At 63.9% G+C, this 19,271-nt stretch carries 21 protein-coding genes; 11 read left to right on the top strand and 10 right to left on the bottom strand.

The window, feature by feature from the left end:
- The first annotated feature begins 4 nt into the window (after positions 1-4).
- The 3 genes from MUW49_RS04840 to MUW49_RS04850 all read left to right on the top strand — a co-directional run bounded on the left by MUW49_RS04840 (position 5) and on the right by MUW49_RS04850 (position 2,637).
- Positions 5-487: a cytochrome c-type biogenesis protein gene (locus MUW49_RS04840; RefSeq protein WP_039039897.1), complete on the top strand. Its 483-nt coding sequence runs from the start codon at positions 5-7 to the stop codon at positions 485-487.
- Positions 484-1,746, top strand: coding sequence for a c-type cytochrome biogenesis protein CcmI (ccmI, locus tag MUW49_RS04845; protein WP_161469822.1), 1,263 nt, complete (start codon positions 484-486; stop codon positions 1,744-1,746). The genes MUW49_RS04840 and ccmI overlap by 4 nt, the downstream gene beginning before the upstream one ends.
- Positions 1,747-1,824: 78 nt before the next feature.
- Positions 1,825-2,637, top strand: a complete 813-nt coding sequence (locus tag MUW49_RS04850; protein WP_244812438.1) for a VacJ family lipoprotein — start codon at positions 1,825-1,827, stop codon at positions 2,635-2,637.
- 110 nt (positions 2,638-2,747) lie between these two features.
- On the opposite strand, the gene sodB is transcribed toward MUW49_RS04850, so the two are convergent.
- The gene (gene sodB, locus MUW49_RS04855) at positions 2,748-3,332 is read right to left on the bottom strand and encodes a superoxide dismutase [Fe] (protein WP_010673954.1); all 585 of its coding nucleotides are present in this window, start codon (positions 3,330-3,332) and stop codon (positions 2,748-2,750) included.
- 287 nt (positions 3,333-3,619) lie between these two features.
- On the opposite strand from sodB, the gene MUW49_RS04860 reads away from it, so the two are divergent.
- On the top strand, positions 3,620-3,964 hold the full coding sequence (locus MUW49_RS04860; protein WP_010673955.1) for a Grx4 family monothiol glutaredoxin: 345 nt from the start codon (positions 3,620-3,622) through the stop codon (positions 3,962-3,964).
- 67 nt (positions 3,965-4,031) lie between these two features.
- Here MUW49_RS04860 and MUW49_RS04865 read toward each other — a convergent pair whose 3' ends face one another.
- Complete coding sequence (locus MUW49_RS04865; protein WP_010673956.1) at positions 4,032-5,243, bottom strand: RsmB/NOP family class I SAM-dependent RNA methyltransferase; 1,212 nt, start codon at positions 5,241-5,243, stop codon at positions 4,032-4,034.
- A 211-nt stretch (positions 5,244-5,454) separates the two neighbouring features.
- Between MUW49_RS04865 and MUW49_RS04870 the strand changes: the two genes are divergently transcribed.
- From MUW49_RS04870 to MUW49_RS04885, 4 genes are all read left to right on the top strand, one after another.
- Positions 5,455-7,422, top strand: coding sequence for a reprolysin-like metallopeptidase (locus MUW49_RS04870; protein ID WP_244812439.1), 1,968 nt, complete (start codon positions 5,455-5,457; stop codon positions 7,420-7,422).
- Positions 7,419-7,742, top strand: a complete 324-nt coding sequence (locus tag MUW49_RS04875) for a hypothetical protein (protein ID WP_010673958.1) — start codon at positions 7,419-7,421, stop codon at positions 7,740-7,742. The genes MUW49_RS04870 and MUW49_RS04875 overlap by 4 nt, the downstream gene beginning before the upstream one ends.
- Before the next feature lie 157 nt (positions 7,743-7,899).
- Complete coding sequence (gene pdxH, locus MUW49_RS04880) at positions 7,900-8,538, top strand: pyridoxamine 5'-phosphate oxidase (protein WP_010673959.1); 639 nt, start codon at positions 7,900-7,902, stop codon at positions 8,536-8,538.
- Positions 8,538-9,428 carry a LysR substrate-binding domain-containing protein gene (locus MUW49_RS04885; RefSeq protein WP_244812440.1) on the top strand — a complete coding sequence of 297 codons (891 nt, stop codon included), beginning with the start codon at positions 8,538-8,540 and terminating at the stop codon, positions 9,426-9,428. The genes pdxH and MUW49_RS04885 overlap by 1 nt, the downstream gene beginning before the upstream one ends.
- Before the next feature lie 327 nt (positions 9,429-9,755).
- Here MUW49_RS04885 and MUW49_RS04890 read toward each other — a convergent pair whose 3' ends face one another.
- From MUW49_RS04890 to MUW49_RS04900, 3 genes are read right to left on the bottom strand one after another with little or no spacing between them, the layout of a single operon-like run.
- The gene (locus tag MUW49_RS04890; protein WP_103261777.1) at positions 9,756-10,937 is read right to left on the bottom strand and encodes a M20 family metallopeptidase; all 1,182 of its coding nucleotides are present in this window, start codon (positions 10,935-10,937) and stop codon (positions 9,756-9,758) included.
- Positions 10,937-11,392: a hypothetical protein gene (locus MUW49_RS04895; RefSeq protein ID WP_119196862.1), complete on the bottom strand. Its 456-nt coding sequence runs from the start codon at positions 11,390-11,392 to the stop codon at positions 10,937-10,939. Before MUW49_RS04895 ends, MUW49_RS04890 begins: the two co-directional genes overlap by 1 nt.
- Positions 11,389-12,207: a DUF3100 domain-containing protein gene (locus tag MUW49_RS04900; RefSeq protein ID WP_119196861.1), complete on the bottom strand. Its 819-nt coding sequence runs from the start codon at positions 12,205-12,207 to the stop codon at positions 11,389-11,391. Before MUW49_RS04900 ends, MUW49_RS04895 begins: the two co-directional genes overlap by 4 nt.
- 261 nt (positions 12,208-12,468) lie before the next feature.
- Here MUW49_RS04900 and MUW49_RS04905 point away from each other — a divergent pair, with 261 nt between their 5' ends.
- Both MUW49_RS04905 and MUW49_RS04910 read left to right on the top strand, forming a co-directional pair.
- Positions 12,469-13,659, top strand: coding sequence for a GNAT family N-acetyltransferase (locus MUW49_RS04905; protein WP_244812441.1), 1,191 nt, complete (start codon positions 12,469-12,471; stop codon positions 13,657-13,659).
- Positions 13,660-13,811: 152 nt separating this feature from the next.
- Entirely contained in the window at positions 13,812-14,318 is a 507-nt protein-coding gene (locus tag MUW49_RS04910) for an N-acetyltransferase (protein ID WP_119196859.1), read from the top strand.
- 72 nt (positions 14,319-14,390) lie between these two features.
- Here the strand turns inward: MUW49_RS04910 and MUW49_RS04915 are convergent, their stop codons facing one another.
- Positions 14,391-14,891 carry an SRPBCC domain-containing protein gene (locus MUW49_RS04915; protein ID WP_010673967.1) on the bottom strand — a complete coding sequence of 167 codons (501 nt, stop codon included), beginning with the start codon at positions 14,889-14,891 and terminating at the stop codon, positions 14,391-14,393.
- A 182-nt stretch (positions 14,892-15,073) separates the two neighbouring features.
- On the opposite strand from MUW49_RS04915, the gene MUW49_RS04920 reads away from it, so the two are divergent.
- Complete coding sequence (locus tag MUW49_RS04920) at positions 15,074-15,514, top strand: GNAT family N-acetyltransferase (RefSeq protein ID WP_041212649.1); 441 nt, start codon at positions 15,074-15,076, stop codon at positions 15,512-15,514.
- A 133-nt stretch (positions 15,515-15,647) separates the two neighbouring features.
- Here the strand turns inward: MUW49_RS04920 and MUW49_RS04925 are convergent, their stop codons facing one another.
- From MUW49_RS04925 to MUW49_RS04940, 4 genes are read right to left on the bottom strand one after another with little or no spacing between them, the layout of a single operon-like run.
- On the bottom strand, positions 15,648-16,268 hold the full coding sequence (locus tag MUW49_RS04925) for a bifunctional 4-hydroxy-2-oxoglutarate aldolase/2-dehydro-3-deoxy-phosphogluconate aldolase (protein WP_244812442.1): 621 nt from the start codon (positions 16,266-16,268) through the stop codon (positions 15,648-15,650).
- Positions 16,261-17,208 carry a sugar kinase gene (locus tag MUW49_RS04930; protein ID WP_244812443.1) on the bottom strand — a complete coding sequence of 316 codons (948 nt, stop codon included), beginning with the start codon at positions 17,206-17,208 and terminating at the stop codon, positions 16,261-16,263. Before MUW49_RS04930 ends, MUW49_RS04925 begins: the two co-directional genes overlap by 8 nt.
- 21 nt (positions 17,209-17,229) lie before the next feature.
- Positions 17,230-17,778, bottom strand: coding sequence for a YgjV family protein (locus tag MUW49_RS04935; RefSeq protein ID WP_049637252.1), 549 nt, complete (start codon positions 17,776-17,778; stop codon positions 17,230-17,232).
- The gene (locus MUW49_RS04940; protein WP_244812444.1) at positions 17,775-19,262 is read right to left on the bottom strand and encodes an altronate dehydratase family protein; all 1,488 of its coding nucleotides are present in this window, start codon (positions 19,260-19,262) and stop codon (positions 17,775-17,777) included. The genes MUW49_RS04935 and MUW49_RS04940 overlap by 4 nt, the downstream gene beginning before the upstream one ends.
- Positions 19,263-19,271 lie beyond the last annotated feature (9 nt).

The raw sequence follows: 19,271 nt of genomic DNA on the forward strand, positions 1-19,271 counted from the left end.
CCCGATGAAAACACTGATTGCATCCCTGTTGCTGCTGGCCGGTCTCGTCTGCGCCGGACAGGCCCGCGCCGCCATCGATGTCTACACCTTCGAGAGCGACGCCCAGGAGCAGACCTTTCGCGAGCTGACTAAGGAGCTGCGCTGCCCCAAGTGCCAGAACCAGGACATCGCGGATTCCAACGCCGGGCTTGCCAAAGATCTGCGGGACAAGACCTACCAGATGGTGCGCGAGGGCAAGGAGAAGCAGGAAGTGGTGGACTACATGGTGGCCCGCTACGGCAACTTCATTCTCTATGATCCCCCCCTGATGGCCTCGACCCTGATCCTCTGGCTTGGCCCCTTGCTGGTCATCGTGATTGGCGTCGTCACCGTGGTGGTGCGAAGCCGCCGCCATGCCCCTGCTCCCTTGCAACAGCCTGAAGGCACCCTGAGTGCAGAAGAGCAGGCCAGGCTGTCCGCCCTGCTCAAAGAGGAAGAGAAACCATGACCCCATTCTGGATACTGGGTGCGGCCCTGCTGGTGCTGGCGAGCCTGGCGCTGATCGTGCCGCTGTGGCGCGGCGAGGGCAGGCAGAGCATCAGTCGCTCGGCCCTCAACAAGCAGCTCTATCGCCAGCGCCTGCTGGAGATAGGGGAGGAGCGGGAGCAGGGGATACTGGCGGAGGAGCCGGAATCCCTGGTGGAGCTGCAGCGCAGCCTCCTGGACGACATTCCCGACGTGGAGCAGACCGCCCGTGGCGGCAAGAGCCTGATCTGGATCCCCGGTGTGCTGGTGCTGGCGGTGGTGAGCATCGGCCTCTACGCCAAGCTCGGCGCCTGGCAGGAGGTGAGCCGCTGGCAGGATGCCAGCAGCCGGTTGGGGGAGCTCAGCAACCGCATCCTAGTGGAGCGCGATACCCGGGTGACCGAGCAGGATCTGCTGGACTTCACCCTGGCCCTGCGAACCCGGCTGAAAGAAGAACCGAACGACTACCGTGGCTGGCTGCTGCTGGGGCGCCTGACCCTGGATGGCAATGATCCCGAGATGGCCCGCGAGGCGCTGGAGCGTGCCTACGCTCTCGCGCCCCAGAAGGCCATGGTGGCGGTGCCCTATGCCCAGGCCCTGATGATGACGGGGGAGGAAGCCCGTGCGGATCAACTGTTGCAGGCGGTCATTGCCGAGGACCCGGCCAACATCGAGGCTCGCTCCGTCCACGCCTTCATGGCCCTGCAAAAAGAGGATTTCCAGACCGCCCTCGACCGCTGGCAGGGGATGTTGCCGCTGCTGGAGCCGGGCTCGGCCCGCTACACCATGGTGGAGCGCTCCATGGAGTACGCCAGGCAGCAGCTTGGCCAGCGTGGCATCGCCGTGACCACCCCGTCTGCCGAAGGCCAGGCACAAGCCGAAGTGCTGGCGGTGAAAGAGGGGGAGTTCCCCCTGCACATCACCCTGGCGCCGGGCATCAAGATGCCGGAAGATGCCCATCTGTTCGTCTTTGCGGTGATCCCCAACGGTCCGCCCATGCCCATCGCGGTCAAGCGCATTGCTGGCCCGCATCTCCCGCTCACCCTCTCCCTGGGGGACGGGGATGCCATGATGGAGGGGAGCAAGCTGGCGGCCCATGCCGAGCTGCAGTTCAAGGCGCGACTCTCCCAAGGTGGCAACGTCATGAACAAGGAAGGCGCCTTTGAAGGGGTTTCGGTCACCGTGCCGACCAGCACCATCCCCACAGCGCCGATTGACATCCGCATCGATCACGCCCTCTAATACGCTTTTGGCCCACCCCTTGGGGTGGGCCCCCTGTATAATTCATATCAATACCCAAAAAAATCTTAGGACTTTCATATGTATCTGCGTTCAGGAGCATTGGCGGTGGCATTGCTGCTTGGGGGCTGTGCGGGCGGCCCTCCCAAGCCGGGCCCGGAGAGCCTGGATCTCGGCGAGACCCCGAGCCGCCCCGGTGCATCCAGCACGGCCAGCGATCCTCGCGACCCCTTCCAGGGGCCCAACCGAGCCATGTGGGCCGTCAACTATGACGTGCTGGAGCCCTATGTGGCGCGCCCCGTGGTACACGGCTATGCCCGCTATGTTCCGCAAGGGGTGAGGGACAGCATCGAGAATTTCGTGGACAACTTCGACGAGCCGAGCAGTATGGTAAACCACCTGCTGGTGGGTGATCTGAAAGGAGCCGGTACCAACCTGGGTCGCTTCACCCTCAACACCACTGTGGGCCTGCTCGGTCTGTTCGACGTGGCCAAGCATGCGGGCCTGGCTCGCAACACGCTGGAGATGGACACCGTGCTCGGCAAGGCCGACATCGGGGATGGCGCCTATCTGATGGTGCCGGTCTACGGTCCCACTACCACCCGGCAACTGGTGGGGGATACCATCGATACCATCTACTTCCCCTATGCCCTGCTGACCTTCCCGCTGAAGGTGGTGCACTGGGCGCTGGATGGCCTCGGTACCCGCTCCAAGCTGATCGATCAGGAGCGCATCATCGACAACGCGCTGGATCCTTACGCCCTGACCAAGGACTTCTACTTGCAGTACAACGATGGCAAGGTGACGGGCCGCAAACCCGATCTTCAGGAGCAGAAGCCAGAGGCGGCGGATGATGGCAACCTCGACGATTACATGGACGAGATAGACCAGTAAGCACGGTCATCTTCCACAAGGCGCCTGCGGGCGCCTTTGTTGTCGATGGCAGGTATTCGACCATAAAAAAACGCCCCGCAAGTGCGGGGCGTTTTGGCAAGAAAGGCTTATCAGGCAGCCAGGTTCTTGGCCACGAATTCCCAGTTGACCAGGGCCCAGAAGGTTTCCATGTACTTCGGACGCAGGTTGCGGAAATCGATGTAGTAGGCGTGTTCCCACAGGTCGACGGTCAGCAGCGGGGTGGTACCGGCTTCGGTCAGCGGGCAACCGGCGTTGGAGGTGTTGACGATGGCCAGGGAGCCGTCAGCCTTTTTCACCAGCCAGGTCCAGCTGGAGCCGAAGTTGCCGATGGCAGACTTGGTGAACGCATCCTTGAACTCGGCGAAGGAGCCGAAGGCCTTGGTGATGGCATCGGCCAGGGCGCCAGTGGGCTCGCCACCGCCGTTCGGGGAGAGGCAGTGCCAGTAGAAGGTGTGGTTCCAGATCTGGGCAGCGTTGTTGAAGACGCCACCAGTGGAGGTCTTGATGATCTCTTCCAGAGACTTGCCTTCAAACTCGGTACCCGGCACCAGGTTGTTCAGGTTGACCACGTAGGTGTTGTGGTGCTTGCCATGGTGGTATTCCAGAGTTTCCTGGGAGATGTGCGGTTCCAGAGCATTGATTGCATAGGGCAGAGCGGGAAGTTCGAAAGCCATTTTCTACTCTCCATTGGCTGGTCCGTGCGAAGGCGACGGTTGCAAGACATTGCGTACTCTTTTCTATCTTGAAAAGAATTGTTCTTGAAATGAGGGGGCCAGACGGCCCAAAGCCCGTCGATTGTAGCAGTATCAAAGATGGGCGAACAACCCTTGATTCTTGCCATGATCCGGATCAAGCTGCGGCGTATTGATGCATGACTTCTTTCATTCGCAACGGTTTGCCAGTTTGTGGTCTGCCCGGATTGCAGTAGAATGGCCGCCGAAATCGCTCCAGTGAGGCATTTATGGAAACTATTGAAAAGATCAAACAGCAGTTGGCTGAGAATCCCATCATCCTCTACATGAAGGGATCCCCCAAGCTGCCCAGCTGCGGTTTCTCTGCCCAGGCCTCGCAGGCCCTGATGTCCTGCGGCGAGCCTTTCGCCTATGTCGACATCCTGCAGAACCCGGACATCCGCGCCGAGCTGCCGAAATTCGCCAACTGGCCCACCTTCCCGCAACTGTGGGTCGAGGGCGAGCTGGTCGGTGGTTGCGACATCATGATCGAGATGTTCCAGGCCGGCGAGCTGCAGACCCTGATCAAGGAAACTGCCGCCAAGCACAAGCAGGATGACGCTGCCGCCGAATAAGGCCGCATTCATACCATGTAAAAAGGGGAGCCATTGGCTCCCCTTTTCTTTGTGCCCACGACAGACATCAAGCGATGCGCTCGAGGCGCGCCATGTAGAAGCCGTCGAAGCCGGTCTCGGCCGGGCTGACGTTGTGATCGCCGATCAGGCGGAAGTGCTCGTTGGCGGCGAGGAACTTGTCCACCTGCTGGCGGTTCTCCTCGGGCAGGATGGAGCAGGTGGCGTAGACCAGCAGGCCGCCCACCTTCACCATCTGGCTGTAGCGCTGCAGGATCTCCTCTTGCAGGGCGACCAGCACCGGCAGGCGCTCGGCGGTGTCGCGCCACTTGGCATCCGGGTTGCGCTTGAGCACGCCAAGGCCGGAGCAGGGGACGTCCAGCAGCACGCGATCGGCGCTTTCTTTAAGGCGCTTGACGGTCTTGCTGCTGGTGATGACCCGGGTCTCCACGTTGTGGGCACCGGCGCGGCGGGCGCGCTGCTTGAGGTTCTCCAGTTTCCACTCTTCCACGTCCATGGCCAGCAGACGGCCCTTGCCCTGCATCATGGCGGCCAGGTGCAGGGTCTTGCCGCCGGCACCGGCACAGGCGTCGATGACCCGCATGCCGGGCTTGACGTCGAGGGCCGCGGCCACCAGCTGGGAGCCGGCATCCTGCTGCTCGAAGCAGCCATCGGCAAAGGCCTGGGTACGGAACAGGGCGGCGTCCGAGGTCACTTGCAGGGCGGTCTCCACTCCGTCGACGGGCACTGTGGTGACATGCTCTTTGGCCAGCATGGCTTGCAGCTCGTCCCGGGTGCACTTGAGGGTGTTGACCCGCAGGTAACGCTTGGGCATCCAGGCCAGGGCGGCACGCTCGGCCGGCCAGGCGTCGCCCAGTTGCTCGCTGCCGAGCTTTTCCAGCCAGGCAGGGCAGCCGTCCATCAGCACGGGGTTCTTCTTGGCCTCGGTCAGGCGGCGGCGGAACGCCTCCTCGTTGAAGCGATCCAGGGTCGGGTGGTTGGGCTGATCTATCTTGTGGAAGGCGTGCCAGCTGTGCAGCAGCGGCCAGACATTCTTCTCCGCCTGACGGACCTGGATGCCGGTGAGGAAGCAGTAGAGGCTGAGGCGGCGCAGCAGATCGCCGGTGACCAGGGCAATCCTTGCCTGTTCTTGCGGTTTGAGTTCGATGCCGGAGAAGTGACGTGCATAGGCGCGGTCGAGGGTAAGACCCTGACCCAGCACATCGTCAACAATGGCAACGACCAGATCCCCGAAACGGGGCAACAGTGGGGACTTGAGCATGAGATTAACCTTGGCCAAAGAAAGAGTGAACCGGCCCCGTCGAAGAGGGGTTCTGGAACGGACAAATCCGCGCCATGATAGGGGCTAGTCTGCATTGGTGCAACCTTCCCCATTCGGGGAATGTACAGAGGATGTTGCTGGACTAATCGGACCAGCGGGCAAATGATGCCGTGGCAGTTCAGGTGAATCCGTTTAAAAAGGAATTAAAAAGATGCAGTTGATGAAATATTCTCCGCTGGCGGTGCTGGTGGCGGGTCTGATGACGTCCGGCAACCTGATGGCCGGCGAGTGGCATACGGTCACGGCGCGGGCCACCGCCGCCGATGGGTACGAGGTGAGGGCCAGCCAGTATCGCATCGTCACCGTCTCCACCGATTACCTGGCTGCCCTGAAGGGGGGCGAGCGCCGCCTGACTCTGCCTCTGCCGGATGGCAAGGAGGTGACCTTCAGTCTGCAACCCTATGATCTGCTGCCGGCGGATCTGGCCGCCAAATATCCCGATATCCAGGCCTTCAAGGGGTACAACGAAGCGGCGCCGGGCGAGACCGGGCGCTTCGATCTCGGTCCCCAGGGATTCCACGCCATGTTCAGCCATGAAGGGAAGATGGTGTTCGTCGATCCCCTTCGCAATGGGGAAGGCTATGCCGTCTATTACCAGCAGGATGCCCACAGCCGGCTGGAAGAAGAGGCGGACAAGGTGATCGGGGGCGAGGCCAAAAAGCTGGCCCGCCAGGTGCTGGTGGATGGCAACGAGCGCAAGCGTTATGTCATCGCCATCTCGGCGGCGGGGGAGTATACCCAGTATCACGGCGGTACCGTGGAGGCGGGTCTTGGCGCCATCACCACCCTGCTCAACCGGGTCAACGAGGTCTACCAGCGTGACGTGGCGGCCGAATTCCAGCTGGCCAGCGGCAACGACACCATCATCTTCACCGACGTGGCGAACGATCCCTTCAACAATGATGACGGCGATGTGGATGCCAACATGCAGGTGCAGGCCGATGCCCTGACCAAGGGGCTGGGGGCCTTCGACATCGGCCATGTGGTCAATACCGGTGGCGGTGGCCTGGCGGGACTGGGCGTACTCTGCACCCCTGACAAATCGGCGGGGATGACGGGCTCCTCCGAGCCGGTGGGGGATGCCTTCTTCATCGACTACGTGGCCCACGAGATTGGTCACCAGTTCGGGGCAGACCACACCTTCAACGGCACCACAGGCAGTTGTGGCGGCGGCAACCGGGAACCAAGCCAGGCCTGGGAGCCGGGCAGCGGCAGCTCCATCATGGCCTATGCGGGGATCTGCGGGAAGGAGAACCTGCAGGCCAACAGCCTGCCCTATTTCCACAGCAAGTCCATCGAGCAGATGCGGGCCCACATGGCCACGGTGCCAAATTGCGGCACCCCGTTGGCGCTGGTCAACAATGCGCCCCAGGTGGCGGCAGGCAATGACTACGTCATCCCTGCCAACACCCCCTTCGTGCTCAAGGGGGCGGGGGCCGATTTTGACAGCGATCCGCTGAATTACACCTGGGAGCAGATCGATCTGGGGACGGAGTCGAGCAGTCCGGCCACCATGGTGGACGACGGCAGCCGCCCGCTGTTCCGTTTCGTGGCGCCGACCAGCGTGCCGGAGCGCACCCTGCCGAGTCTCACCTCCCTGCTCACCAACACCCTGGCAATAGGGGAGGCCTGGCCTGCCACCAACCGGGACCTGAACTTCCGCCTCACGGCGCGGGACGGCAAGGGCGGTGTCGCCAGCGATGACATGAAGATCCAGGTGGTCAACACCGGCAAGGCCTTTGCCCTGACCAGCCCGGTGGTGACCCCCCTGGGGGCGGGCAAGACGCAGACCATCAGTTGGGAAGTGGCCGGCACCAATGCCGTCCCCATCAACTGCAGCAAGGTGGATCTTTTCATGACCCGGGACGAGGGGGCAAACTGGACTTCCCTTGCCAGCGGCAAACCCAACTCGGGCTCGGCGAGCGTCACCATTCCGGCGGGCCAGGATGGCACTGCCCGTTTGAAGGTGGCGTGCAGCGACAACATCTTCTTCGCCATCAGTCCCCTCAAGCTCTCGGTCACCCAGCGCGGTGAAGAGGGGGGAAGCGGTGGCGGCGGTGCCCTCGGCTTCTGGACCCTGGCCCTGGCGTTGCTGGGCTGGCAGCGGAGGCGGGCATGAGACTGGCCGGGGTGCTGCTGCTCACCCTGCTCGGCGGTTGTCAGGCCGATGCAGACACCCTGGAGCAGGCGGTCAGCGCCAGCCTTGCCAGGCAGGATTACCGGCTGATCGTGCGGGCCGGGCGCGGCGAGGTGGCGCCCGGGATCGCGGCGGATCAGCAGGCTGCGGCCAAGGCGCGCTGCGGTGTGCGCTACCTCGACGGCTTCGGCGATGTCATCAAGCCGGATCAGAAGGAGGCCCACGCCAGGCTGAGCGCCTATGCGGCGGACTACAACCGGCGCATGCTGGCCCATTGCCCGCCAGTTGACGGCAAGCAGTAGGCTGACGGTCATCGGCATAAAGAGGGAGGCATGAGCCTCCCTCTCTTTTTGCTCCGCCATTTGGCCGCCCCGAGGCTTGTACCCATGGCGCGCTCGTCGCACAATGCCTGCACCCATCGCCGCACGGGCGGCAGAGAAAGAGAGAAGGAAAATCAAGATGATGGATGTGGCTGATCTGCGTCGCGAATACACCAGGGGTGGACTGCACCGGGCCGATCTGCCGGCCGAGCCCCTCGCCCTGTTCGAGAAGTGGCTGGCCCAGGCGTGCGAGGCCAAACTGACCGATCCCACCGCCATGGTGGTGGGCACCGTGGATGCCGATGGCCAGCCCTGGCAGCGCACCGTGCTGCTCAAGCACTACGATGCCGAAGGCATGGTGTTCTACACCAACATGGGCAGCCGCAAGGCGCATCAGCTGGAGGGCAACCCCCGTATCAGCCTGCTCTTCCCCTGGCATACCCTGGACAGACAGGTACACGTGACCGGCCGGGTGGAGAAGATGAGCACCTTCGAGGTGATGAAGTATTTCCACAGCCGTCCCAAGGACAGCCAGATCGCCGCCTGGGTCTCCAAACAGTCGACCCGCATCTCGGCCCGTGGCGTGCTGGAGGCCAAGTTCCTCGAACTCAAACAGAAGTTTGCCAATGGCGAGGTGCCGCTGCCGAGCTTCTGGGGTGGTTTCCGGGTGCGCATCGACACCGTCGAGTTCTGGCAGGGCGGGGAGCATCGTCTGCACGATCGCTTCTATTACACCCGCGAGGGGGACGGCTGGCACATCGAGCGCCTGGCGCCCTGATGAACATCGCCCGGCTCAAGAACTTCACCGAGATAGTGAAGAACAACTTCAACATCTCGGCGACGGCGGAGAAGCTCTATACCTCCCAGCCGACCCTCAGCAAGCAGATGAAGATGCTGGAAGAGGAGCTGGGGCTGGCCAGGGGAGTGGTGGCCCAGGTGGAGCAGATTGGTCAGCTTTCCCTCGGGGATCAGCTGGCCACCAGCGGGGTGCTGCGCATCGCCACCACCCACACCATGACCCGCTACAAGCTGCCGGCGGTCATTACCGAATTCTCCCGCCGCTACCCCGAGGTGAGCATCCAGCTGCATCAGGGAGCCCCTGCCCAACTGGCGCAGATGGCGCAAAACGGGGATGTGGAGATGGCCATCGCCACCGAGTCCATGCACCTGTTCGACGAGCTGGCGACCGTGCCCTGCTATCGCTGGGGGCGCAGCGTGGTGGTGCCCCACGGCCATCCGCTGCTGGACTGCCAGCCGCTGGCCATGGCGGATCTGGCCCGGTATCCCCTCATCACCTATGTGTTCGGTTTCACCGGCCGATCCAAGATGGACAAGGCGTTCGGTCGCCATGGCCTCAGCCCCCGCATCGTGCTGACGGCCACCGACAGCGACATCATCAAGCACTATGTGCGCCTGGGGATGGGGGTCGGGGTGATCGCCACCTCGGCGTTCGACGAAGGGGACAGGGAGAGCCTGGTCTGCCTCAACATCGATCATCTGATCGCCTCGAGCGTGGCCCATGTGTGCCTGCGCAGGCATGCCCACCTGCGGGACTACATGTACGACTTCATCCACCTCTATGCCCCCCATGTGAACCGGGAGGCGGTGCAGCTGGCGCTGCTCAACCAGGGAACGCCCGCCCCGTCTGCGACCCTGCCCTGGCTCTGAAGGCCGTCAGGGGGAGTCAGATGTGCTGCATAGAGGCAAAAAAGAGAGGCCAGTGGCCTCTCTTTTTGTGGTAAGTGGTGTCCTGTGCTGCCTTTTCCCGGTGATCCCTCTCTCCCGGCTGTCGTGGTCACCAGATTGACGGCGCTCCGGGTGCCGAGCAGCAGATCGCCATCATCCAGCAGGGCCTCGGGGGGCGGCAGCCCCCTTGCTGCTTAGGGGGTACGGGTCGCCAGATTGACGAAAATCTGGGCTCCCACCAGCAGGCAGTCGTCGTCCGGGTAGTAGGGGATTGACGTGGTGCTGGTAGTGGCAGATCCCCCTGGCCCGTCAGTCGACCCTGGTCGCCAGATTGACGAAGATCTGGGCTCCCACCAGCAGGCAGTCGTCGTCCAGGTAATAGGGGTTCGCGTGCAGGTAGTTGCAGATCCCCTTGGCCTGATTGCCGCTGCCGAGGAAGAACATGGCCCCCATGCGGCTTGGCGTGGCGTTGATCATGTAGCTGAAGTCCTCGCTGCCGGTCATGGGCTGGCCCTTTGCGTTGATCCCGTCGCTGGACAACACATCCGAGGCGGCTTGTTGCAGGCGCTCGCAGGCCTGGGGGTGGTTCTCCACTGCCGGGTAGCCGGCATGGACCATGGTGGTCTTGAAGCCGCGCAGCTCGCTCTGGGCGATGATGTCCCTGAAGCTGTTTTTCAGGATCTGGTCGGTTTCGGCGTCCATGGCGCGGATGGTGCCACGGGCCTGCACATGATCGGCGATGGCGTTGGGAATGGTGCCGCCGTTGATCATGCCGCAACCAAAGACCGCCGGGCTGAACGGGCTGGTGCGCTTGGCGACGATGTAGTCCATGTCCTCGATGATCCGCACCGCCTCCCGGATGGCATCCAGCCCCTTGTGGGGGGTGGAGCCGTGGGCGGAGATGCCGTGCACATCGAGCGTCCAGGCAGACCCCCAGGAGGACATGACCCCCTGGTTGAACTTGATGGTGCCCGTCTCCATGGCGCCGTCGTTGTGCAGGGCATAGACCTCGTCCACCCCCTTCATGCAGCCAAGCTCCACCATCTTTTCGGCACCGGGGACGCGCATGTCCTCTTCCGCCATCTGGAAGATGAAGCGGACGTTGTACCGCAGGCGATCGCGGTTGGCGGCCAGAAACCTGGCGGCGGTCAGAGCGATCGCCATGTGGGAGTCGTGGCCGCAGTTGTGGGCCATCCCCTCATGGGTGGATTTGAACGCCACCTCGCTCATGTCGTGCATCTCCAGGCCATCCATGTCGGCACGAAAGGCAATGGTGGGCAGGGTGGGGTCGACCGCCAGATCCCCGTGAAAACCGGTGAAGCCGGGATACAGGGTGATCCTGTAGCCGAACTCTTCCATCAACCCACGGCAGTAGGCAGAGGTCTTGAACTCGGCCCCGGAGTATTCCGGGATGCGGTGCAGGTGGTGGCGCACTTCGTAGCTGAAGTCGCGCAGGGCCAACAGGTCAGGTTCGATATGGTAGTGGTTCATCAGATGATCCCTTGAATGGAGAAACCGAGCTGGGCAACCAGGGAGGCGCCAAAGAAGCAGCAGGTGGAGACGATCATGAAGATGAGGATCACCTTCCACGACATCTTCTTGAGCTCCTCCAGCTGACCGCCCACCGAGAGGCCGGCGAAGGCCAGGAGCGGCACGCAGCAGGAGAGGAAGGAGATCTTGGCCACGGCATCGATGAAGAGGCCGCGCACCGGGGTCTCGGGCAGGCAGATGAGAATGCCGATTATGGTGGCATAGGCATAGGCAAAGGCCGGCAGGGAGGAGGGCAGGTAGCGCTTGGTCACCAGGGAGGCGAACACCACCAGGGACATGGCGATGAAGCTGTCCCCCATCTGCCACAGCGGCAGGCCCGAGGTCAGGGTCTGGGTGAACATGGCCAGCAGGATCGCCAGGAAGACGAAGCGCATATCCATCACGATGCTTTTCATGCTTTCTCTCCTTTGGCGGTCAGGGCATAGATTTTTTCAGCGAGCGGCAGACCCAGATAGGTGAGGGAGAGCGCTCCCAGGGCCGACGAGAGCAGGTTCGAGGCGGCGGCGATGCTGAGCACCTGCTGGGCCATCGCCTCATCAAGGCCGTTGATGAGGGCACCGGAGGCGGCGCTCAGCATGGAGCCGGATCCCACGCCGGACCCGGCGGCCAGGGCCAGGGGATGCAGCCCCGTGAGGGGGGCAATGCTGCCGAGCACGCTGAACCAGAGGGTGCCGATGACGGAGCCGCACAGGTAGATGGCGAGCACGCCGATGTACTCCTGGGAGCCGGTGCCGAACTTGCCCTGGATCACCGCGACCGAGGGTTCACGGCTGATGGAGGAGCAGGCCCCGATGGCGCGGCGGCCAAAGCCGAACTTCACCGCCAGCGGAATGGCGATGAGGATGGGCAGGAGGTTGCCTATCTCTTGCAGGAAGAGCGGTACGCCGACGCTCAGGATCATCTTGAGGTTGGGGATGATCATCCCCGCATACTGGGTCCCGAGGATCAGCAGGCTGAAACCCACCATCTTGCCGCAGAAGCCCTCTTCTCGCTCGGTGAAGAGCCTCTTCCAGCCGGGAATGCGATCCTTGACGGGCTTGGCGGAGACGATCATGCCGATGATGACGGCAAAGAGCATGGGCAGGATGGGGATGATGGCGATGCCGAGTCTGATCTCCTGCTTCCCGATGAGGGATTGGGCCACGAACATCAGCAGGGCGGTCGCCAGGGTACTGACTACTACCGTTTTGAGTGGGCTGGTTGGCTGCATAGTGTGTTCTCTTGTTATCCGTTGTCCTTCATGGGCGTCTTTGGTCACGCCATGATGGGGGCATGATAGGAAGCGAGGAGGGGAAGGAATGTGACCGCCATCAAGTCAGCCATATGGCATTTTTTCATGGGGTATGTCGTTTAACCATGGTAAACATATGGTTTAACAACTCATTGGCAGCTGCTTATGCTGCCTCAGACAGGAGTGTGGTGCCGCCCGGGCACCCGGTGCCTGATCCGGGGGGCGGATGTGGGGGAAGGAATGGATCTGTTGATCGAGGGTGCGCTCTGGCGCCCCTCCTGGCAAGCGGCGTTGCAGGCTTGGCAGCACCAGGGAAACCGCTGGTGGCTGCTGCTTGGCAAAGGGGAGGCGAGGGAGATGGCTCCCTGGTCGGTCAGCCCGCCAGATGGCATTCTCCGTGCCCGCGACCTGCTTGCCGCCTGGCTGGGGGAGGCCGCCTCCCCGCTGATGGCGACACAGCCGGACCGGCAGATCCTGATCGCTGCCTCCGGCTCCCTGCTGACCCTGGCCAGAGAGAGCGGCCTGCTCACCCTGGGGCCCGCGGGGGCGGATCATCGCCTCGGTGCCGATGACGACCTCGGGGTTGCCCTGCAACGCCTGCTTGCCCGCCGCCTGATGACCCCGGTGCTGCGCGAGCCTGGCGGGCAGGACGCGCTGGTGCTGCGCCCCCTGCTGCCCGGCGATGAGAGCGCCATCCTGCGTTATTGTTCGGATGCGGCGCTCGCCCGCTATACCCTCAACATCCCCCACCCCTATTCGCCGGAGGCGGCGCGGGACTGGCTTGCCCTGAGCGGGCGCAAGGCTGCTCTCGGGCTGGGATGCACCTGGGCCCTGACTCTGCCCCAGGGGCGTGAAGACGAGCCCGCTCCCTTGGTCGGCTCTCTCTCCCTGCACTGGCACGGGGAGCTGGCATGGTGGGTCGGCGTGCCCTGGCAGAACAGGGGGCTGGCCACCCGGGCCGCGAGCCTGGTCAGGGCGTTTGCCTTCGAGCAGTGGCACCTGCCTGCCCTCACCGCCCGCCACATGCCGGGCAACCTCGCCTCAGGCCGGGTGATGGAAAAGACTGGCATGCACCATGACGGGCGTCGGCCAGATCCGGCCGATGGCGCCCTCGTGCTCGATCACTGGCGGCTGGATCGCCCGGCGCGCCTGACGGATGCACGCAAAGAGGTGCTGGCCCCCTGGCTGGATGACGAGGAGGTGGTCGTGGCCATACTGCACGGTGAGGGGGTGGCGCTCTTCATGGTGGGGGAGGTGACAAAGGACGAGCAGACACTCAGCGGGCTGAAGGTGCGGCGCTATCCCTTGGCCATGCTGGCGCCAGAGGCACCCGGGGTGCAGGCCCATGGTGGTGGCGCCCTGCTCAAGGAGTGCGGGGATCTGGGCCTCGCCTATCTGCGGCGATTGCGACAGCCTGACGACGGACGCTGATGGCTTGCGCAAGGGCGGTCATCGCGAAGCCTGGTGCGGGGTCTGTCAGGCGTTTTCCTGAGTCCGCCCTCCCATTTTCAGACAAAGGCAGTGAAGAGGCGCCCCACTTCTGTGGAATAATGGCCGCCCTGCTGTACGAGGAGTAACGCTGTATGTTGAGAACCGAGCGTCCCGGCGACATGCTGCCAGTCTATGAGCTGGTGAGTGCCGCCTTTGGTCGTCCCGACGAGGCCGAACTGGTCAACCGCCTGCGAGAATGTGGGGCCGCCGTGGTCACCATGGTCGAGGAGGAAGAGTACGAGTTCATGGGGCACCTGATGCTGAGCCCGATCACCATTGAGGGACAGGAAGGGCCCTGGCTGGGACTGGCAACCGTGGCCGTGCATCCCGACTGGCAGGGACAGGGCATTGGCTCGGATCTGGTGCGGGAAGGGCTGGACACGGCACTGGAGATGGACTGGAAGGCGGTGGTGGTGCTCGGGGATCCTGCCTACTACGCCCGTTTCGGGTTTCGGCCTGCCAGCGACTTCGGCCTGCACTGCATCTACGAGGTGCCGACGGAGTGTTTTATGGCGATGGAGTTGCAACCCGGCGGGCTCGACGGGGTAAGGGGCGAGGTGCTCTATCACCCCCTGTTCGATGAAGAGCCGGTGGAGTGACCGCCTGCCCATCCATGAAAAAGGACCCTGAGCGGGTCCTTTTTCATGCCATGCCCATCGCTTGAATGGACGTCACTGGGCCAGGGATTTCAGCTGCTGCTTGCCCGGCGGGTTGTTCCAGTCGATGGGGCCGTGGGTGAAACGGTACTGTAGCCTTGGCAGACTCAGTTCCAGCCACTCCTCCCGGAAGTAGGCATAACCCTGGTCCCAGTCTGGATCCTGCGCCCAGCCGGTCTGCAGGAAGTGGAGCCGGGTGCCCTGGCCCTCCGGCACGAAGCGCAGGCTGACCTGGGTCTTCTGCTGACGAATGTGGGGAAACTGGGGAGGGAAATTCCAGCTGAAGCTGAGCAGATCATGGGGCATGACCGCCATCACCCGGCACCCTTCGCTGCCACGCTCGCCGAGGGGAGCATCGGGTCTGAAATAGATCTCGAACGGTCCGTTGGGTTCCGGGACCATGAGGCACTCCGGCGCCAGAAAACTGCGCAGCCCGCTCTCCGTGGTCCAGGCCCGCCAGACATCGTCAATGTGGGCGGGTACCAGAATACTGCCTTCAATTTGCTTGTTATCCATAAATCAGTGAACCTCAAACCAGTCATGGACGGGACCTCGGCAGTATAGCCCCTGAGGCGATAAAATAGGCAGCCCTGTGTCACACGGTTACGTATTCAAGAGGGTCCACATTGCCGATTTGACAGCACGGCGGGATCCATCGAGAGTGGGAAGCGACAAGCACGCAACGCAAGGATGGTGTCATGATCAGAATGATGACGGAAGCTGACGAGCCCATGCTGGCGCAGCTCTTCCTCAAGGGAAGGCGCCAGGCCTTCCATTGGGTTGATCCCGCCCTGTTCCGGCTCGAGGATTTTGCCGAGCAGACCCGGGGCGAGGAGATCTGGGTGGCGGAGAAAGGGGGCAGCCCGTGCGGATTCGTCTCCATCTGGGGGGCCGAGAGCTTCGTGCATCATCTCTACGTGGTGGCGGACTGGCATGGGCAGGGCATGGGGCGGGCCTTGCTTGCCGCCGGCTTGGCCGGATACCCCTCCCCGGCCTCCCTCAAGGTGGCCATGCGCAACACCACGGCGATGGCTTTCTATCATCGCCTGGGCTGGGAGAACACCGAAGAGACGGGTCATTGCGACATCACGGGGCCCTGGCGCAGGCTGGTGTTGACGCCCGATGACGCAGGGGAATAAGCCGCTGGCAGACTGCTGCAACCGCACCGCACATTGATCTCCAGCCCTTGCAGGGCATAAAAAAGCCACTTCGCGGGAAGTGGCTCTTCAACACATCCGGGGGAGGGCAGACCTTCCCACGCTCAACCGATGATCACAGGGCCGCCACTGCCTCTCTTACCAGGGCGGCCAGCTCTTCCCACCTGCCCTCGTCGATGAGCTTGGCCGGCACCATCCAGGTGCCGCCGCAGGCGATCACGGCATTCAGCCCCAGATACTCCTTCAGATTGGCCGGCGTCACGCCGCCGGTGGGCATGAAGCGCACCGGATAGACGGCGCCCAGGGCCTTGAGCATGGCGGTGCCGCCAGACTGCTCGGCCGGGAAGAACTTGAGGTGGCGCAGCCCCATCTCCATGGCCTGCTCCACCAGGCTGGGGTTGTTGACCCCGGGGATGATGGTGACGTCCTTGTCCAGGCAGTACTGCACCGTGGTCGGGTTGAAGCCGGGGCTGACGATGAAGTCGGCGCCCGCCGCAACGGCCGCATCCACCTGCTCGCGGTTGAGCACGGTGCCGGCCCCGATCAGCAGATCCGGGTAGGCCGCGCGTATCTGGCGGATGGCCTCGGCGGCGGCGGGGGTGCGGAAGGTCACCTCGGCGGCGGGCAGGCCATTTTCCACCAGCACCCGGGCGAGAGGGACGGCCTGGGCAGCATCTTTCAGCGCGATGACGGGGATCACCTTGAGGGCTTCGAGGCGGGCGATGAGATCAGACATGGTGCGTTTCCTTGAGTGATGGCATGTGGGAGGGGGGAATGATGGCCCCCGGATACTGGATAACGGCCGCCGCCAGGCGGTGGCCTGCCCGGGCGGCGTCGGTGACGTCGGCCCCTTGCAGGCGTGCTGCGAGATAACCGGCGCTGAAGGAGTCGCCCGCCGCCGTGGTGTCGATCACCTGTTCGGCGGACAACCGCAGGGCGGCGATTTCGATCCGCTGCGCTGCCGTGACCACCAGGCAAGGCTCAGAGCCGCGCTTGACGACGATCTCGCCCACCCCGAAGCCCTGGCTGCGGGCGAGGCAGGTTTCTACCTCCGCGTCGCCCCAGAGTGCCTGCTCGTCATCCAGGGTCAGCAGGGCGATGTCCGCCAGGCGCAGGATGGCGGTGTAGGCCTCTTTGGCGGTCTCCTTGTCTTGCCAGAGGCGGGGGCGGTAGTTGTTGTCAAAGGCAATTCTGGCCCCCCGGGCGCGCGCTGCGGCGAGTCCTTCCAGCAGGCGCTGGCGCGAGACGGGCGGCAGTATGGCCAGGCTGATGCCGCTCACGTAGACAAGATCGCACTGGCCCAGGGCGGCGAGAATGGCCTCGCCCTCGGGTTGCGCCAGCCAGTAGCGGGCGGCGGCGTCGCTGCGCCAGTAGGTGAACGAGCGCTCGCCGTCGGCCGCGGTGTCGATGAGATAGAGACCAGGGGCCTTGTCAGCCAGGCGCTGCACCCAGTCGGTGTGGATGCCCTCTTGCTGCCAGGCGGCCAGCATCTGGCTGCTGAACCCGTCCTGGCCAAGGGCCGTGACATAGTGCACCGCGAACGCCTGGCTCCCCAGGCGGGCGAGATAGAGGGCGGTGTTGAGGGTGTCGCCCCCGAAACCTTGTGCCAGCAGGCCTTGCCCGGCTCGGCGCAGCTCCACCATGCATTCGCCGATAACGGCTATCTGTCGGGTCATGGTTTCGACTCCTTGCAATCGTTACAGGGGGTTCGCCAGGGGATGACGCCACATGCGATACATGGTGTGGCAGTTGACGAACAGGAAGGTGGTCTCAATCAGGCTGCCGCCGATGGAGCCGATCAGTATGTTGTGGCTGGTCCAGCACAGGCCGCCCGCCAGCATGCACAGCCGCAGCGCCAGCCCGCGGGCCCGGAACAGGCCCCAGGTGCCGATGGTGGTGCCGATGATGGGGAGCCACTGCACCGCACTGGTGATCCCGGGGATGCCCAGCACCCACACCAGCACGAGGAAGAAGAGCATCACCCAGGGGCTGCGGGTGCGCCCCGAGGCGATGGTGCGACCACAGCTGAGGGCGGCGCTGAGAGCCGCCGTGCTGGCACCCATTAGCAGGAAGTGGACCGCGATGGCTCCCTGGTAGAGACACAGCCGCCAGCGAAAGCGGCTGTCGTCCCGTTGCAGGAAGGCGCTCACCCCGACCAGCATGGCGGCAAGGCCGATGCCTTGCGCCAGGGGCTGCTGTTCAATCAGGGTCCAGACCGGTTGCAGCCAGCCAAGCTCGAGACTCACAGGGTGACACCACTCTTGAAGATGGCCAGCTCCCGGAAGTCGTTGCGCTCGTTGCAGGTCGGCTTGCCGTTGGCGATGTCGACGATGAGGTCGATGAACTGGGCGAGCAGGCTGCTCATGGGGGTGCCCTCAATCAGGGTGCCGGCATTGAAGTCGATCCAGTGCGGCTTGCGCCTGGCCAGATCGCTGTTGGTGGCGAGCTTGACCGTGGGGGCCGGGCCACCGTAAGGGGTGCCGCGCCCGGTACTGAACAGCACCATGTGGCAGCCTGCGCCGGCCAGGGCGCTGGTGGCGACGGCGTCGTTGCCCGGGGCGCTCAGCAGGTTCAGCCCGGGGCGCTGCAAGCGGGCGCCGTAGGGCAGCACGTCCACCACCTGGCTGTGCCCCGCCTTCTGGGTGCAGCCGAGGGACTTCTCCTCCAGGGTCGAGATGCCGCCCGCCTTGTTGCCGGGGGAGGGGTTCTCGTAGATGGGCTGCTGGTGGTCGATGAAGTACTGCTTGAAGTCGTTGACCATCTGCACCGTCTTGTCGAAGGTCTGCTCGTCCTGGCAGCGGGACATCAGGATGCGCTCGGCGCCAAACATCTCCGGCACCTCGGTCAGCACCGAGCTGCCCCCGTGCTGGATCACGTAGTCGGAGAAGCAGCCGAGCAGCGGGTTGGCGGTGATCCCGGAGAGGCCGTCCGAGCCGCCGCATTCCAGCCCGAATTTGAGCTCGCCGAGCCGACCGGGTTGGCGCCTGTCTTGCTGCATCTGCGCGAGCAGCTCGCGCAGCAGCCCCAGCCCGTGCTCCACTTCGTCATCGTGCTGCTGGCACACCATGAAGCGCACGCGGGCGGCATCGACGGGGCCCAGGGTCTCCCTGAAGGCGGCGATCTGGTTGTTCTCGCAGCCCAGCCCCACCACCAGAACCCCCCCCGAGTTGGGGTGATGCACCAGGTTTTGCAGCAGGGTGCGGGTGTTGAGGTGATCCTGACCGAGTTGGGAGCAGCCGTACTGGTGGCTGAACAGGTGCACCCCGTCGATGGCGCCGAGATCGGTGTCGCGCTCGAGCTGTTGCTTCATCTGTTTGGCGAGGGCGTTGACGCAGCCCACGGTGGGCAGGATCCACAGCTCGTTGCGAATGCCGACCTGGCCGTCGTGGCGGCGGTAGACCTGGATCTCCCGGTCCGGCAGCGCGGTGCTGACGTCGATGAGCTCCGGCTGGTAGCTGTACTCGTCGAGATCGCTGAGGTTGGTGGCCAGGTTGTGGTGATGGATATGTTCTCCCGCCGCGATGGCGCGGGTGGCGTGGCCGATGGGCAGACCGTACTTGATGATCTGATCCCCTTCAGAGAGGGCCACCAGCGCCAGCTTGTGGCCGCGGGGGAGGGGGTCGCTCAGGGTGAAGGCAACACCTTCGTGCGCTATCTGCTCGCCAGCGGCGAGCTCTCTCAGGGTCACCAGCACATTGTCGGCGGGGTGGATGCGAATCACGGCTTGCATGGTCACTCC

Source organism: Aeromonas sp. LsrichE-8G (assembly GCF_022869435.1).
In the GTDB taxonomy this organism is placed as follows: domain Bacteria; phylum Pseudomonadota; class Gammaproteobacteria; order Enterobacterales; family Aeromonadaceae; genus Aeromonas; species Aeromonas caviae.